The 16,064-nt window shown below is 46.8% G+C and carries 18 protein-coding genes; 9 read left to right on the forward strand and 9 right to left on the reverse strand.

Going from position 1 to position 16,064, the window contains the following annotated elements; all coding sequences use genetic code 11:
- Positions 1–78: 78 nt before the first annotated feature.
- The gene (gene trhO / locus KN811_RS11635) at positions 79–1,110 is read right to left on the reverse strand and encodes an oxygen-dependent tRNA uridine(34) hydroxylase TrhO (RefSeq protein WP_187963730.1); all 1,032 of its coding nucleotides are present in this window, start codon (positions 1,108–1,110) and stop codon (positions 79–81) included.
- 51 nt (positions 1,111–1,161) lie between these two features.
- Positions 1,162–1,356: a hypothetical protein gene (locus KN811_RS11640; protein ID WP_187963731.1), complete on the reverse strand. Its 195-nt coding sequence runs from the start codon at positions 1,354–1,356 to the stop codon at positions 1,162–1,164.
- Positions 1,357–1,522: 166 nt separating this feature from the next.
- Between KN811_RS11640 and recA the strand changes: the two genes are divergently transcribed.
- From recA to KN811_RS11660, 4 genes are all read left to right on the forward strand, one after another.
- On the forward strand, positions 1,523–2,530 hold the full coding sequence (recA, locus tag KN811_RS11645; protein ID WP_187963732.1) for a recombinase RecA: 1,008 nt from the start codon (positions 1,523–1,525) through the stop codon (positions 2,528–2,530).
- A 232-nt stretch (positions 2,531–2,762) separates the two neighbouring features.
- On the forward strand, positions 2,763–3,236 hold the full coding sequence (locus KN811_RS11650) for a hypothetical protein (protein ID WP_187963733.1): 474 nt from the start codon (positions 2,763–2,765) through the stop codon (positions 3,234–3,236).
- A 63-nt stretch (positions 3,237–3,299) separates the two neighbouring features.
- Positions 3,300–3,842 carry a sigma-70 family RNA polymerase sigma factor gene (locus KN811_RS11655; protein ID WP_187963734.1) on the forward strand — a complete coding sequence of 181 codons (543 nt, stop codon included), beginning with the start codon at positions 3,300–3,302 and terminating at the stop codon, positions 3,840–3,842.
- Positions 3,843–3,846: 4 nt separating this feature from the next.
- Positions 3,847–5,415, forward strand: a complete 1,569-nt coding sequence (locus KN811_RS11660; RefSeq protein ID WP_187963735.1) for an outer membrane beta-barrel protein — start codon at positions 3,847–3,849, stop codon at positions 5,413–5,415.
- Between the two features lie 96 nt (positions 5,416–5,511).
- On the opposite strand, the gene KN811_RS11665 is transcribed toward KN811_RS11660, so the two are convergent.
- From KN811_RS11665 to KN811_RS11675, 3 genes are all read right to left on the reverse strand, one after another.
- Entirely contained in the window at positions 5,512–5,901 is a 390-nt protein-coding gene (locus tag KN811_RS11665) for a VOC family protein (protein ID WP_187963736.1), read from the reverse strand.
- A 43-nt stretch (positions 5,902–5,944) separates the two neighbouring features.
- Complete coding sequence (locus KN811_RS11670; protein ID WP_187963737.1) at positions 5,945–6,712, reverse strand: enoyl-CoA hydratase/isomerase family protein; 768 nt, start codon at positions 6,710–6,712, stop codon at positions 5,945–5,947.
- Between the two features lie 170 nt (positions 6,713–6,882).
- Complete coding sequence (locus KN811_RS11675; RefSeq protein ID WP_223129339.1) at positions 6,883–8,250, reverse strand: MATE family efflux transporter; 1,368 nt, start codon at positions 8,248–8,250, stop codon at positions 6,883–6,885.
- Between the two features lie 126 nt (positions 8,251–8,376).
- Between KN811_RS11675 and KN811_RS11680 the strand changes: the two genes are divergently transcribed.
- The 3 genes from KN811_RS11680 (at position 8,377) to KN811_RS11690 (ending at position 9,896) form a co-directional block, all read left to right on the forward strand.
- On the forward strand, positions 8,377–8,865 hold the full coding sequence (locus KN811_RS11680; RefSeq protein ID WP_187963738.1) for a MarR family winged helix-turn-helix transcriptional regulator: 489 nt from the start codon (positions 8,377–8,379) through the stop codon (positions 8,863–8,865).
- A gap of 11 nt (positions 8,866–8,876) precedes the next feature.
- Positions 8,877–9,362, forward strand: coding sequence for a GNAT family N-acetyltransferase (locus KN811_RS11685; RefSeq protein WP_187963739.1), 486 nt, complete (start codon positions 8,877–8,879; stop codon positions 9,360–9,362).
- A gap of 153 nt (positions 9,363–9,515) precedes the next feature.
- Entirely contained in the window at positions 9,516–9,896 is a 381-nt protein-coding gene (locus KN811_RS11690; RefSeq protein ID WP_187963740.1) for a VOC family protein, read from the forward strand.
- Positions 9,897–9,937: 41 nt separating this feature from the next.
- Here the strand turns inward: KN811_RS11690 and rsmI are convergent, their stop codons facing one another.
- Together rsmI and KN811_RS11700 are read right to left on the reverse strand one after the other, a co-directional pair.
- Complete coding sequence (rsmI, locus tag KN811_RS11695) at positions 9,938–10,609, reverse strand: 16S rRNA (cytidine(1402)-2'-O)-methyltransferase (protein ID WP_187963741.1); 672 nt, start codon at positions 10,607–10,609, stop codon at positions 9,938–9,940.
- A gap of 90 nt (positions 10,610–10,699) precedes the next feature.
- Positions 10,700–11,377 (reverse strand): hypothetical protein, encoded by a 678-nt coding sequence (locus tag KN811_RS11700; protein ID WP_187963742.1) that lies wholly within the window; start codon positions 11,375–11,377, stop codon positions 10,700–10,702.
- Between the two features lie 449 nt (positions 11,378–11,826).
- Between KN811_RS11700 and KN811_RS11705 the strand changes: the two genes are divergently transcribed.
- Positions 11,827–12,498, forward strand: a complete 672-nt coding sequence (locus KN811_RS11705) for a thymidine kinase (RefSeq protein WP_187963743.1) — start codon at positions 11,827–11,829, stop codon at positions 12,496–12,498.
- A gap of 52 nt (positions 12,499–12,550) precedes the next feature.
- Positions 12,551–13,660, forward strand: a complete 1,110-nt coding sequence (gene alr / locus KN811_RS11710; RefSeq protein WP_187963744.1) for an alanine racemase — start codon at positions 12,551–12,553, stop codon at positions 13,658–13,660.
- Positions 13,661–13,728: 68 nt separating this feature from the next.
- Here the strand turns inward: alr and KN811_RS11715 are convergent, their stop codons facing one another.
- On the reverse strand, positions 13,729–15,363 hold the full coding sequence (locus KN811_RS11715) for a S41 family peptidase (protein WP_187963745.1): 1,635 nt from the start codon (positions 15,361–15,363) through the stop codon (positions 13,729–13,731).
- 64 nt (positions 15,364–15,427) lie between these two features.
- Positions 15,428–16,033 (reverse strand): bifunctional nicotinamidase/pyrazinamidase, encoded by a 606-nt coding sequence (pncA, locus tag KN811_RS11720; RefSeq protein WP_187963746.1) that lies wholly within the window; start codon positions 16,031–16,033, stop codon positions 15,428–15,430.
- Positions 16,034–16,064: the final 31 nt, after the last annotated feature.

The following is a 16,064-nucleotide window of genomic DNA, read 5'->3' on the forward strand; positions in this document are numbered from 1 at the left end:
CGGGTATTCGGGTATACCGGTATTCGGGTTGCGGGTTTTTGGTTTCATATTCATACACTGGAATACCCGAATCCTCGCCTACCCTTTAAATTTGAGTACCTCCGAACGTCCCTTCTTAAAAATGTTGTTGCTCTTATATTTTCCTTTGCGCAGGGCTTTTTGTTCTTCATACGGAAGGGCTACGACCTCCATACAGGCTTCCGAGCAACATCTGTTCATCTTTTCGGCGCATTCTTCGCATTGGATAAACAGCAAATGACAGGCTTCATTGGCACAATTCACATGAGTGTCGCAGGGTTTACCGCATTGGTGACAATGGGCTATGATATCTTCCGATATACGCTCGGCCCTGCGTTCATCGAAGACAAAGTTCTTCCCTATAAACTTATTTTCCAGATCTTTGCCTTTCACCTGCCGGGTATATTCAATAATACCACCCTCCAGCTGGTACACATCCTTAAAACCTTTGTGCTTAAAGTATGCACTTGCCTTCTCACAGCGGATGCCTCCGGTGCAGTACATCACCAGTTTTTTGTCTTCCTTGTGCTCCTTGAGGTCTTCCTCTATGATGGGCAGGGAATCCCGGAACGTATCTACATCGGGGGTGATAGCATTTTTAAAATGTCCTATCTCGCTTTCATAGTGGTTACGCATATCCACCAGAATGGTATCCGGGTCTTCGATAAGTTCGTTGAATTTTTCGGCATCTACATGCACCCCTTTATCGGTGACATCAAAAGTATCGTCGTTCAGTCCGTCTGCGACAATCTTGTTCCTTACTTTTACCTTCAGTTTCAGAAAGGACTTGTCATCGTGCTCTATGGCGATATTGAGCCTTACATCCTTCAGGAAAGTAATGCTGTCCAGGTGTTCCTTGAACGCCCTGAAATTATCTGCCGGGACGGAAAGCTGCCCGTTTATTCCCTCTCTGGCAATATATATCCTGCCGAGCACATCCATTTCGTCCCAGGTAACAAAAAGGTGATTCCGGAAGATCTGCGGATTTTTAATGTGATGGTACTTGTAGAAAGAGAGTGTAAGGCGGTCCTTACCCGCTTTTTCGATAAGCTCTGCTCTTTCCTTAGCACTTAAAGTATTGTACAGTTGCATGCTATACGAATTTTTAAGATTAAAGAAATCGAATAAGAAACTATCTAAGTTTTATCCCTTCGGCAAGCTCAGGGCATCGCCTTTGGTTCTTTTACGCGTCTTTTTCCGCCATGCTTCGGCTGCGCTCAGCAACCGTACTTCAGCTATTTTTCGCCACGTAGCTTTAAAATACCTTCGCCTGACGAAAAAATACACTATAAAATATTCCAAAAACAAAACATAGACAGCTTCTAATTTTTTTTGCAAAAGTAACTTTTTTTAACAGCACTGCAAAGTCCGCGTATTTTACGGAACACAGGCCATTTTTTCGCAGAGGGCATACGAAAGGGATAAACAACACCTTTCAACCCGTTGTTACTCTGAAAAAGAAACACTAATTTAGCACGAATTATTTTTTAGAAAAAACGCAGTAATGAGTTCAGAGAAAGACGCAAAACTAAAAGCCCTGAAGCTAACGCTGGATAAACTAGACAAGACCTACGGAAAAGGGGCGGTGATGAAAATGGGAGACCATGTGGTGGAAGACATGGAAGTCGTGCCCTCAGGGTCCATAGGCCTCGATATCGCCCTGGGAGTAGGCGGTTATCCAAAAGGCAGGGTCATAGAGATATACGGACCGGAATCATCGGGTAAGACCACCCTTACACTTCACGCCATGGCTGAGGCACAGAAAGCCGGCGGGATCGCGGCCTTTGTCGATGCGGAACACGCCTTTGACCGTTTTTATGCCCAAAAGCTCGGTGTGGATGTGGACAACCTCATCATTTCCCAGCCCGACCACGGGGAACAGGCCCTGGAGATCGCCGACAACCTTATCCGTTCGGGAGCCATTGACATCGTTATTATCGATTCTGTTGCGGCACTGACCCCGAAAAGCGAGATCGAGGGCGAAATGGGAGATTCCAAAATGGGACTGCACGCCCGGCTTATGTCTCAGGCCCTGCGAAAACTCACGGCCAGCATAAGCAGGACCAAGTGTACCGTAATATTCATCAACCAGCTCCGGGAAAAGATCGGGGTTATGTTTGGCAATCCGGAGACCACTACCGGAGGTAACGCCCTTAAATTCTATGCCTCCGTACGGCTCGATATCCGGCGGTCTACCCAGATCAAGGACAGCAACGGTGAGGTAGCAGGTAACAAGACCAAGGTAAAAGTGGTGAAAAATAAGGTGGCCCCTCCCTTCAAGGCTACGGAATTCGACATTATGTATGGCGAAGGTATTTCCCGCGTAGGTGAAATACTGGACCTGGGCGTGGAATACGAGATCATTAAAAAGAGTGGTTCCTGGTTTAGTTATGGCGACACCAAACTGGGACAGGGGAGAGATGCCGTAAAACTCCTCCTGGAAGACAACCCGGAACTCCTGGAAGAACTGGAAAGCAAGATCAAGGAAGCCCTGAAAGCCATAAAAAGCTAAGAGACCGTCTAATAACTGCATTTTATATTCGAAATCCTGCTCCCCTGACACAGAGAGCAGGATTTTTTTTGTTTTCTGCGCAACCATATTATTCCATCAGCATCTTCTAAGCAGAAAATCGTCGTTAATTGCGTTTGTGCGATAAAAACCACAAATGTAATTTTACACCCGAGAAGAAAATAAAAATACGTTTATAAAATAATAAAACCTCCTAAAATTAAAAAGAAATAACATGAAAAAAGTAAGTATTGCAGCAGCATTTTTAACTCTGGTATTAGCTTTATCCGGATGCCTGAATGATGATGGTGTGAATTTTTATAACGAACCCATCCCGATAACGGAAATAACCGATCTTCCCGACACCCTGGAGCCCGGAGAAACCTACACCATTGATTTTACATATAAAATCCCTACCGACTGCCACTCATACATTGGCTATCAAGGATTTATAGACAAGGAAAAATCTAACGATTCCGTACGTGTAGTTACGTTTGCAGCACTTGCCCAGGTTCAGACGAGCAAGGATTCGTGCCGGACATTAAACAGCGAAAAAAGCAGTACCATAGACGATTTCAAAATATCCGATGCCTCTCCAATCCCTTCTAAATATACAGTTCAATTCTGGACGGGAGTAGATGCTGACGGAGAAAGTGAATATATAATTTATGACATCCCGGTAAAAAAAGAAGAAGACGAAACTAATTAACCCCGATCCCTGTAACCATTACAACAGTCCTACAGGGCCACCAAAACTAACGTAAAACTATAAGTGAGTTTAGAAGAACTCATAAACCGGTGCAAGGACCGGGACAGAAAGGCACAAGAGCAGTTATACCGTTTATTCAATGGTAAATTATACAGCATTTGTCTCAAATATTCCCGGAACCAGACAGAGGCGGAAGACAATCTGCAGGATAGCTTTATGGCCATATTCAACAAGATCGGCCAGTACCGGTTCAAGGGTTCTTTTGAAGGCTGGGTGCGGAGAGTAACCGTAAATACCGTACTCCAGAAATACCGCAAGGAAAAGGTCTTTAACATCGTTTCGGAGGAAATCGAAGATGAAGTAGAAGTAGAAATTGAAGACGAGGACATCAGCCTGGATTACCTGCTGAGCATTATACAGAAATTGCCGGACAAGTACAGGCTGACCTTCAATCTCTATGTCATGGACGGCTATTCCCATAAAGAAATTTCCGAAATGCTCGGGGTAACGGAAGGGACCTCCAAATCCAATCTCTCCAGGGCCAGAACGATCTTAAAAACATATATCGAAGAAGACCATCGTAAAAAAAAAGTGACATCACTATAAGGTAATGGGCAATAAAAAGAACATAGACAGATTGTTCCAGGAAAAGTTCAAGGACTTTGAGGTTTTTCCCGATCGCGACCTATGGGCTGATATTGGAGCAAAGCTGGACGGCATTCCTTTGGGAGCAAGCAGTGTACCCGAAAGGCAGAAAAAAGCCACTCCCGCATTCTGGTGGCGCCTTGGAGGGATCGCCGCTGCCATCGCCCTGTTACTCTCTCTCGGGTTGAACTTCCTGTCTACAGAACCTGCAGACATCCCCGATGACGTCCTGGAGAAAGTCGTGAATGGCCCTGATAAACCCGCCGAAGGAAAAGAAATTTCCCGGGAAGGAGACCTTGAAGATAACGATCCACTGGTATCGACAGGTAATGCTGCAAAACCCGGAAAGGATGGAGGTAAAACCACCGATCCTTCCCAATCCGTAAAGACGCAAGGCCCCCGAAATACCGGGACAGGCAGTGCGTCTCCGCAGGAAAGCAACTCCCAAGGGGGTACCGGAATTGCTCAACAGGGAAATGATCCTAAAAACGCCAATACAGACCAACAGTCTGCAAATACCGAAATTGCCGTGACGGATCCGCCATCTGCCAAAAACAAAGGGGAGATCAATAAAGGAAATCAAATCGAGAACCCCCGCATTGCAGACGTTTCAGACAAGGAGCAAAACAAAGCTGAAGGCACCGGGGCTACTGAAAAAAACACTGCCCAGGCCACCACGGACAAGGAAAAAACAGGTATTAGAGACAAAGAAGAAAAACCGAAGAAATCCCTGCTGGAAGCCATTGCCGAGATGGAAAATGAATCGGAACGGGAGAAGGAACTGGCCTCAAAACAAGGAAAAGGCACCGGAAAATGGAGTATAAACCCCAATGTAGCCCCTGTGTATTACAATTCGATCAGTGGCGGATCGCCCATTGCTTCCGAATTCAAAGAGAGTCCCAAATCGGGGAAGGTCAATCTAAGCTACGGTATCAATGTGGCTTACAAGGTGAGCAAAAGAGTCAGTGTGCGTTCGGGAGTAAACAGGGTAAACTATGGCTATAATACAAACGATGTCGCTATTACCCCCAGCCTCCTGGCCCAATCACTGGACAATATCAATTATTCACGCCCCACCGAAAGAGCGTCCGCACCATATGTTTCCAATGCCAAAGACAAAATCGACCCTCCACTGGCTGCCAACCAGGAGATAGCTTCCAGTTTTGCTTCGCAGGAAGGACACATGCAACAGGAATTTGGTTATATCGAAGTCCCCATGGAAGTCAAGTACAGGGTTGTAGATCAAAGGTTGGGGCTCAACCTCATCGGAGGAGTCAGCTCCCTTTTCCTCACCGACAATGCCCTGCTGGTAAAATCGGGATCATCGTCTACAAAACTGGGAGAGAGCAACAACTTAAACGACGTTAATTTCAGTACCAATGTGGGCCTGGGTGTGGATTATCTGCTATCAGACCAACTCCAGCTCCAGATAGAGCCCATGTTCAAATATCAATGGAATGCATTCTCCAATGACAGCGGCGGTTTCAGGCCGTATTCATTTGGTGTATATACAGGTTTTAGTTTTAGGTTTTAGTTAGTTAGGTTAGTTTTATTACTCAAAAAGCGCGTTAAATGCTGTAAAAAGGTTGTCTAATTTATTGGCAACCTTTTTTCATTTTTAACACTCCGGTCAACGCGGCTCCAGGAGATCCCAGAGATTGCCGTATAGGTCCTCAAAAACAGCTACGGTTCCGTATTTCTCTTCTTTAGGAGGACGTACAAAATGCACTCCCCTTGCCTTCATCTTTAAATAATCTCTTTGGAAATTGTCCGTATACAAAAACAGGAAAACCCGTCCCCCAGCCTGACTGCCTATATATCTTTCCTGTTCTTTTCCATCCGCCCTGGCCAATAACAGGCAACACCCATCTTTTCCCGGCGGCCGGACCAGCACCCATCTTTTCGTGGCACTCAGCCGGGTATCTTCAACAAGGGTAAAGTCCAGTTTTTTGGTATAGAAATGTATGGCTTCGTCATAATCGGCCACAAGCAGGGCCAGGTGTGCTATAAATTGTTCCATGTCCGTATTTTGCCACGCCGGTCAGAACGGTCCGGGCGATCTGTTATTTTTTGAATTTTTCCAGCGCCTTACGGGTAAATCCGGAAAGGACCAGCCTTCCGGTGATCTCAGCCCTGGAGCCCAGCAGTTCATCCCAGTGCGAAGTTCCTTCCCACAATACCTTTTTCATTTCCGAAAGGGCATCCGGATTGTACGAAGCCAGTTTTTCGGCAAAGAGCATCACTTCCCTGTCCAGTTCGCTTATACGGTCAAAAACGCGGGCATACAGGCCTTTTTCTTTGGCCCAGTAGGCATTTTTCCACTGGTCGGGTGCCAGGGTAAGCTCTGCCAGGGCTGCTTTTCCCATTTTACGTTCTACGGCCGGGGCAATGACAAAGGGGCCTATGCCCACGGTAAGTTCAGATAGTTTAATGGCAGCCGCTTCAGCAGCCAGCACATAGTCACAGGCAGCTGCAAGCCCTACCCCTCCGCCTACGGTCTTTCCCTGTATCCTTCCAATGATAAGTTTCCGGCACTTACGCATGGCATTGATAACTCCTGCAAAGCCACTAAAAAAAACCTTTCCTTCTTCCGCAGTAGAGACCGCTACCAGTTCATTAAAGGAGGCTCCCGCACAAAAGGCTTTGTCCCCCTCGCTTTTCAGTACAATAACCTGGATATCGTCTCTTTCGGAAAGATCGTAAAATTCCTTTTTTAACCGTTCCAGTAATTCCAGGGGAAATGAATTGCTTGCGGGATGGCCAAATTCCACAATAGCCACCCGGCCTTCGGTCCTGGTGTATAAGCTGCCGTTGGGACGTGTTGTAGACATAAAATAAAATGTTTAGTAAAATGAAATTATACAGACGAAAATACAAATATTAATTGACAGCTTCTTTATGGTTTCAGGTTTAAAGCTTCAGGTCCCGGGTTAAAAAATTGATGGGTAAATAATCGTAAATCTAAAATCCCGACTCTTTACCCGTCTCTTCCTTTCTGCATTTACGCTGCATCTGTCTTGCCTGCAGCCCTGAGATACTTGTTCCGGAATTTAATGACCAGAGCACTTGCCCGGATAAGCATCCACACCATAAAAGCCATCCATATCCCGTACAGCTTCAAATTAAAATGGTCCGCGATGAGCAGGGTAGGGGTAAATCCGAGAAATGTAGCCGCGAGCAGTACATTTCTCAGGTATACAGCTTCCCCCAATCCTTTAAAGATACCGTCGAACATAAAGGCCACCGCATTTACGGGCTGCATTAGCAATACGATCCAAAAAACCGATGTGAAAAACGCCAGTACCATCGGGTCTTTGTTAAAGATCTCTCCTATGGAGTTGTAGAATGTACCACAGACTACCATCAGGATCACAGCTATGCTTATTGCATACTTACTGATATCGACACTCAAATACCACAACCGCCTGTAATTCCGCTCACCCAGCAATCTCCCGGAAATGGCATTGCCGGCATTGGCATAACCATCGATAAAAAAAGAAAAGAACAGCCAGATATTCATCAGCATACTTTGGGCCGCAATGTAGTTTTTGCCGTAACCCGTAGCATAAGCATTGGCCAGGTAAATGGCAAAATTAAGTGCAGCCGTACGGATAAAGAGGTTAAAGCTCATAAAAAGCAGGTCTCTGATCTTCGGGTTGATCCTGAGGTGCAGCTTCAGGGAAAACGGGGTTCTGGTAAAGAAAAAATACAGGGCAATCAGGAGCATGATCAACTGAGAGGCCAGACTGGCAAAAGCAGCGCCTTTTAAGTGTAACGGAGGTATAAAGCCCTCTATTCCATAAACCAGCATATAATCCAGGACCACATTGAGCACTGCCCCGGTGAGACTGGCTTTCATGGCCCACAGGGTATTCTGCAGGCCCCGGAAAACCCCGAAAAGAGCAAAGGTCACCAGGGTAAGAGGATAACCGATAGCCCTGATCTGGTAATATTCCACACTATAACGCAAGATCAACCCTTCTGCATTGTAAGCTCCAAAGATGGAACGGGCAAAAAAGGCGGTGATCCCGTAAATAACCATGCTCAACAAAAAATTCAAGGCAATGGCCTGGGGCACCAGGGTCTTCACGGCATGTAGTCTTTTGGCCCCGAAATGCTGGGATATAATGGCAGAAATGGCAGTTTTCGTTTGCGCCACGATCCAGATGATCGCTGAGAGAAAAGAACCCACAATACCCGCCGCTGCAAGGGCTTCTACCGGGTTTTTATCCACATTGCCGATAACAGCAATATCCGTCAGGGAGATCAGAGGTTCGGCAATACCTGCAATGATGGCCGGGATTGCCAGCTTATTGATCGCCCGGAAGGAAACCTTGTCCTTTGCAACTGTGTCTTTAATTCCAAACAAAATACTGCTTTTTGGTGCACAAAAATAGCACGAATAAAACGTTATGCTCGTCCTAGCAAATTTCTTTTTTAAAATTAATGTAGTCGACTACATTTTTTATATATTTGTGTAGTCAACTACATAATTATGGAAAACGATTTTGTCAAGGAGCTGGGATATTTCGGATTTACCATGCGGTTAAAACGCATTAACGATATGCTTATCCAGGAAGGCCGCAAGCTCTACAAAGAACTGGGGGTGGATATAGAACCGAACTGGTATGTTATATTCGAACTGTTAAAAGTGCACCAACGGCTTTCCATTACGGAAATTGCCAACAGGCTATTACTCGCCCATCCTTCAGTGATCACTATTACCAATAAGATGATAAAGGCCGGTTACCTGGAGTCCGGCACCGATAAAAATGACAACCGGGTCCGGGTGCTGAAGCTTACGGAAAAGGCCCGTAAAAAACTCCCGGCCTACGAAAAGATCTGGAAATCGGGCGAAAAAGGTATCGCCAGGGCTTTTGAAGATAAAGACGCCCTTGGCTTCCTGGATCTTATGGAAAAAACCTTTGGCCAAAACGGCTTTGTAAAACTCACCCTTGACGAATATCGCAAGGATCAAAATTAAAACGGACAATCATGAATAAGCACACTTCCCCATCTCAATTTATTGAGATCACCGAGTTTCAACCGGAGTACGCCACTGATTTCGCCCGGCTCAACTACGAATGGCTCGCCAAGTATTTTACAGCAGAATCGCACGACAGCGAAATGCTGGAGGACCCTTACGGCACCATCATTGAACCAGGCGGACAAATACTGATTGCACTGGACGGAGACAAAGCCGTGGGCACAGCTGCACTCATCACCGACGGCCCGGATACCTACGAACTGGCCAAAATGGCTGTCTCAGAAGGCTACAAAGGACAAAAGATCGGCAAACGGCTTATGCTGCGAGCCATAGACTATGCCATTAAAACGGGCAAGAAACGGCTTGTGCTCGAATCCAATACCAGCCTGACCCCGGCCATAAACCTGTATATCAAATCCGGCTTTAAAGTGGTTCCCTTAAACCCGGACTCTCCTTATGAGCGGGCCAATATTAAAATGGAGCTCATTCTCTGAAAAAGGATTTGCAGTTCATTAATATCCATTCCTTCGGGTCGGATACCACGGGACAGAGCATTTTAAATCTCACTTAGGGAATAAATAATTTTCTCCGGTAAAAAATATTTGCGTTCCGGCCTGCGTTGTAGGATTAACAAACACGAAACACAGATGAAGCGGATGAAGATAGCTGCGGGGCATCAGCAGGTTATGCCCTACCTGCTTGTAGAACAAGCCGATGCCCTGGTAGATTTTATCAAAAGGATCTTTCAAGGCCAGGAAATGATGCGTATCCTGAGTGCCGACAGAAAGATACAGCACTCCGAAATAAAGATCGGCGACAGTACTGTACTGCTTGCGGAAGCATCCGGAAAGCAGATCATACCAGGCAGCATGTACGTATATGTAAGGGATACCGACAAAACCTATTACGATGCGCTCGATGCGGGAGCCAAGCCTCTTATGTCCCCTATCGATGAAGACGATAATATGAGAAGCGCGGGTTTCAGGGACCCGTTCGGGAATATCTGGTGGATAGCCACATTGGCTTAGGAGGGCGTGTTCGGTGATCGGTATTCAGTATCTCAAACTGGCTACCGAATCCCGGCTACCACAACAACGATTTCTCCCTTCGGAGGTTTTTTCTCAAAGTGGTCCAGTATCTCTCTGGCAGTACCGCGAACGGTTTCTTCATATAACTTAGTGAGTTCCCTGGACACGGAAACCGGGCGATCGGCCCCGAAAAAGGTTATAAAATCATTCAGGGTCTTTATCAACTTATAGGGAGATTCATAAAACACCATGGTACGGGTTTCCTCTACCAGGGCTTTAAGACGGGTCTGTCTTCCCTTCTTTACGGGCAGGAAACCTTCAAATACAAACCTGTCATTCGGCAGGCCGCTGTTCACCAGGGCCGGGACAAATGCCGTAGCTCCCGGCAGGCATTCCACCTCAAGCCCTTGTTCGAGGCATGCCCGGGTAAGCAGAAAACCGGGATCGGAAATGGCCGGTGTACCCGCATCAGAGATCAGGGCAATAGTTTCACCACCTGCTATACGGCGCACTATGCCATCTACTGTTTTGTGTTCGTTGTGCATATGATGGCTTTGCAGCGGGGTATTGATATCGAAATGTTTAAACAGCTTGCTGCTGGTACGCGTATCTTCTGCAAGAACGGTATCTGCCTGTTTCAGGACTTCGACCGCCCTGAAGGTCATATCATCGAGGTTACCTATGGGCGTGGGTACTATATAGAGTCTGGCCATGCTGTATATTGCTTACCTATACCGCACAAACCGCCTTTCCGGACAAGCGTCCGGGATATAAACGGGTACGGATTTAACGATGTATTGAGATCAGGCGAATTTCTGTTCGAGGATCATCATAAAGCGCTCTTCGTACTTTTCTTTTCCTTCCCAGTTGTTATAGTCCGGTTTTATCATGTGCTGAATAAAGCTCCTGGCTTCTTCTTCGCTTCCTATGGTATTTATCTGGGAGATCACCCTGTTGTAGTCTTCCGTACTGTCGTTAAAGAGGTGCTTTATAAAGGCCAGTTTATCGTTGAGCCCTATGATTATCCCGTCTTTTAGCCTATCGTTGAGTGATTTCTTTTTCACCTCGGTTTTTTCCATGACCGGGGCAATATCTTCCGCCTGTCTTTTTTCGAATACCGGATCGGGCATAATATCGGCAAGGATATCCTCGAGGGTCTCCCTTTCCGGCATTTCTGCCACCATATCCTTTATGGTGTCTATTCCCGGAATGATGATGTCCTCGGAATGCGGGTTGCTCTCGGGCACCCCGGTATTCTCTTCCATAACCGCTCCTGCAAGCTGTTCGAACTTCATAAGGGCTTCACTCTTTCCGCCGGAGGGCTGTACCTCGCCCAGGTGCTCTTCTACGAATTTCAACACGGTCAGCTTCTCATAAACCTTTTGCGCCCGGATCTGGAGGGCCGCCACATCTTCCGTCCCTTTCAACTTGAGGATATCGTGGGCTATGCTGACCAATTCGGATTCCAATTTCTTTTTCATTGCTTTTACTTTATTAGGTTTATTTCTTTATCTGTTTAGGGGGAAATTCCTCTGACTCTTCTTTTTATATTGAAGATCGTCTGCCGGAAGGTTATTTGTATTACAGTCATAATATAGCCTTTTCCCCGAACAGATACAAATATATTAGTATTATTCTAACATTTATCCATTTAAAAAAGGCCCGGGCTTCATAAAAACCCGTCCCGTTTTTTTGCTTAGCTTTGCATAGATTTTAATGAAAAAAGATTTACTTTAGTCTATGCAAGTTCCATACCAAAAGGGTATGGCATTTGTTTTAACAGGGTGATTTTTTTACAGGCTTTAATATCACAACAATAATTTACTCATATTGCGGATCACGAGCACAAAATTCGGCTTTTCCCTGGTAACAACGAGCCGGTTGGCATTACAAAAATTGCCTGTGCCTTTTCCGAGCTGAAAAATACAAAATGTTTCTCGAAAATACGGTTAATCATAAAGAACAATTTGGCTGGATAGAGGTGATTTGCGGTTCCATGTTCTCCGGAAAAACGGAAGAGCTTATCCGCAGGCTCCGACGGGCACAGATCGCCAGGCAGAAAGTAGAAATATTCAAGCCCTCCATAGACACCAGGCACAGCGATGAAATGGTGGTATCTCACGATGCCAACGAGATCCGTTCCACCCCGGTCCCGGCTGCTGCAAACATCCGGATACTGGCCGACGGCTGTGATGTTATAGGCATAGACGAGGCCCAGTTTTTTGACGATGAGATTGTGACCGTATGCAACGACCTGGCCAACAAAGGGGTCCGTGTTATCGTTGCCGGCCTTGACATGGATTTCAAGGGAAACCCTTTCGGCCCGATGCCTGCCCTTATGGCCACCGCAGAGTATGTTACCAAGGTACATGCCATCTGTACGAGAACGGGAAACCTGGCTCATTACAGTTTCCGGAAATCCAATGACGACAAGCTGGTATTACTGGGAGAGACCGAAGAATACGAACCGTTGAGCAGGGCTGCATTCTACAAGGCCATGCTGAGGGAAAAAGTAAATAAAATGGACGTAAAAGATCCCGAAGACCTGTCTGAAAAGAAAGAAGGCAACTCCCCCGGAACATCTGTCCCGCCCCGACTATAACACACCACCCCGACACACCACAAGGAATACACATTAAAAGCTGAACATCATCATGTCAAAAGTTGCAGAGACTGTGCTTGAAATCGATCTCGGGGCACTACGTCACAATTACGAATACCTGAAATCTACCCTTCATCCGGGAACAAAGTTCGTTGCCGTGGTCAAGGCGTTCGCCTATGGTCACGACGCTACGAAAATCGCCCCCTTCCTGGAAAAACTCGGAGTGGACTATTTTGCCGTGGCCTATACGAGTGAAGGGATAGAGCTTCGCGAGGCAGGCATTCAAACACCTGTCCTGGTATTACACCCGCAAAGCGTACATTTTGACAGTCTTATAGACCATTCTCTGGAGCCCTGCATATACTCCGATCATATTATGAGCCGTTTCCTGGAAATCACAAATGCGCGCGGGCTCAGGGATTACCCCATCCACCTGAAATTCAATACCGGACTGAACAGGCTCGGTTTCGGGGAAGATGAGGCCGAAAAGGTATTTACGGTGATCTCCGGCAAACATTCAGTGAAGGTTGCCTCGATCTTCTCCCACCTGGCCGCCCCGGAAGACCCGGACGAAGACCGCTTTACCCGGAGTCAGATCAATGCATTCCGGCGAATGACGGAGATGTTCGAAAATATAGCAGGGTACAGGCCTTTGCTTCACCAATCCAACACTTCCGGTATACTTTGCCACCCCGAAGCACAGTTCGACATGGTCAGGAGCGGCATAGGGCTTTACGGCTATGGCAATGACGAAACAAAAAACAGACATCTCCGCCCGATAGGAACCCTCAAAACGGTGATCTCTCAGATACACCGGCTGGAAAAAGGGGATAGCCTGGGCTATAACAGGGCTTTTATTGCCGAAAAACCCACGCTCACTGCCACACTTCCCCTGGGGCATGCCGATGGCATCGGAAGACCGTACGGAAACGGCAAAGGCTATGTACGAATCAATGGTAAGTACGCTCCTATAATCGGCAATGTATGTATGGACATGATTATGGTGGATATAACGGATATAGACTGCCGGGAAGGGGATGAAGTGGTGGTGTATGGCAAAAACCCCAGTGCAGAGGAATTCGCCGCCACGGCAGGCACCATTTCCTATGAACTCATCACTGCCATTTCCCGCAGGGTAAAGCGGGTATATATCGGGGGCTAAAGACTATACCATAAAATTCCCCGGCGATAACAGAAGATGGGCGAGTTACCGGTTTAAAGAGCTTCCTGCTATTTTAACAGCGACTCATATTTTGCCCTGTCTTTCAACAAACCGGAGGCGGCCACGATGGCTTCGTCGTGAGACAAGTAGTAACTATACAGCCCTTCCCGGTAGAAATACCTTTTAATGATCTCATCTTCTATTTCCTTGGAAAGCTCTTTTTTATAGTTGTCCAGAGCCGTGATCTTGCTTTTTTCTATGTCTTTGAGCAATTTCTGATAGTCTTGCTGCACCTGAGTACCCAACAGTTCCATTTCTTTGTTCCCGGCAGCTTTCTTCAGCAACATCTCCACTTCGGTCTCATAATTGAAGCCGCTTTGCACTACAAACTTTTTAAAATCCTCATAATCATTATCCGTAAAAGAAAAACTTTGCAGGTCGTCCACTTTCCGGGTATAATAGTAATTGGTGGCATAGTCGAAGATTACATGGTTTGTGAGCAACTCCCTTATAATCTTGTTTTGTTTCAGGGTCTTTACTTCCAGATCGGGTGTGATCCCCCCACCGTCATATACGGTCCTGCCTTTCCGGGTTTTAAAGGCATTGTATTGGGAAGCATCCGTCCGGACGGCATGGCCGTTTTCATCCCTGTGTGCGTAATCCAGGGCCTGGATACACCTTCCGCTGGGAGTGTAGTAGCGGGAGATCGTAACTTTCAGCTGAGTTCCGTAGGTAAGTTTAAGCGGCCTTTGCACCAGGCCCTTTCCGAAGCTCCTCGCCCCCACGACCACAGCCCTGTCCAGGTCTTGCAGGGCTCCGGAGACGATCTCACTCGCAGAGGCACTCCTGCCGTTGATCAAAACCACGAGCGGTATTTCGGTATCTACCGGTTTTTTCCTGGTCCGGAATTCCTGGTTAAATTTTTTCACCTTGGATTTTGTGGTGACAATAGCCTCTCCCTTGGGCACAAAGAGGTTGGTGACATCAATGGCTTCGGTGAGCAATCCGCCAGGGTTTCCCCGGAGATCGAGAACGAGCTGTTTAATTCCCTGTGATTCCAGGTCTTCCAACGCTTCCCGGGTCTGGCCGGAAGCCTTGCGGTTAAAGCGGGAGAGTACGATATACCCGGTATCGTCGTTTATCTTTCCGTAAAAAGGTACGGCATCCACATCTATTTCCTTCCGGGTAAGGGTGGTTTGATGTGTTTTGCCCTGTCTTTTGTATGTAATGTCTACCGAGCTGTTTACCGCTCCCTGCAACAACTCTCCGGCATTATCTTTAAAGTCGGCTATGCGGACGTCACCGATCTTCAGTATTTCGTCGCCTGCCTTTAACCCGGCTTCATCGGCAGGATAGCCCTTGTAGGGTTCCACAATGAGTAGTTTATCGCGATAACTCCGAACCACGGCCCCGATGCCGGAATACTCACCGGTGTTCTTCATTTTGTATTCTTCCACATCCTGTTCGTTCATATACACGGTATAGGGATCCAGGTTACTCAACATTTCCTTGATGGCCCCGTCCATTAATTCTGCAGGATTGGTCTCATCGACATAGTTCATGTTCAGCTCCTTGAACAGGGTGGTAAATATCTCTATCTGCTTGGCGATCTCGAAAAAATCGTTCTTAAACGAGGTCGCCGTAAAAAAAAGACATACGGCTATAACCGGAAAAACGATTCGCCTGTTGAGAAATTTTTTCATGAGTCGTGGGTTTTACGTTGGTCTTCCATCATACCTGGGCCCGGTTAAGAGCCCTGGCTTCATATCACAATTCGTCAGTTGTTATCAAATGTACTCCAATTTGCTGTAAATCGGAAATCGCTTTTTCGTAAGTATCCCGGCTTATACACCTGGTAGCATCGGTAAGATAGTAGGTTTCAAAGCCGGAATTCCGGGCGTCCTTTGCCGTGTAGTACACACAATAATCGGCTGCGAGGCCGCACACATACACTTCTGTGACCTTCATTTCCCGAAGGTAGGAGGCAAGCCCCGTGACATATTTTTTTCCATTGTCAAAAAAACCGCTGTAACTATCTACTTCCGGGTGCATGCCTTTCCTGAAGATCGCTGCTATCCTGTTCTTTTCGAGTGCAGAAGCAAAATCAGCTCCCTGACTACCCTGTACGCAATGGTCCGGCCAGAGCACCTGTTCCAGCCCGTGAAGATCGACGACCTCAAAAGGATCTTTACCGGGATGTGCAGAAGCAAAACTCTGGTGCCCCTGCGGATGCCAGTCCTGGGTGGCCACAACGAGGTCAAAACGGGGTTGCAGGGCATTGATTTCCGGAATTACTTCATCTCCCTGAGGTACGGCCAGGTTTCCTCCTGGTAAAAAGTCATTTTGTACATCGACTATTAGCAATGCTTTCATCGGTTTAAGGTTCAAAGTTTTCCGGTAGCCG

The organism is Sinomicrobium weinanense, from assembly GCF_018863395.1.
Taxonomy (GTDB): domain Bacteria; phylum Bacteroidota; class Bacteroidia; order Flavobacteriales; family Flavobacteriaceae; genus Sinomicrobium; species Sinomicrobium weinanense.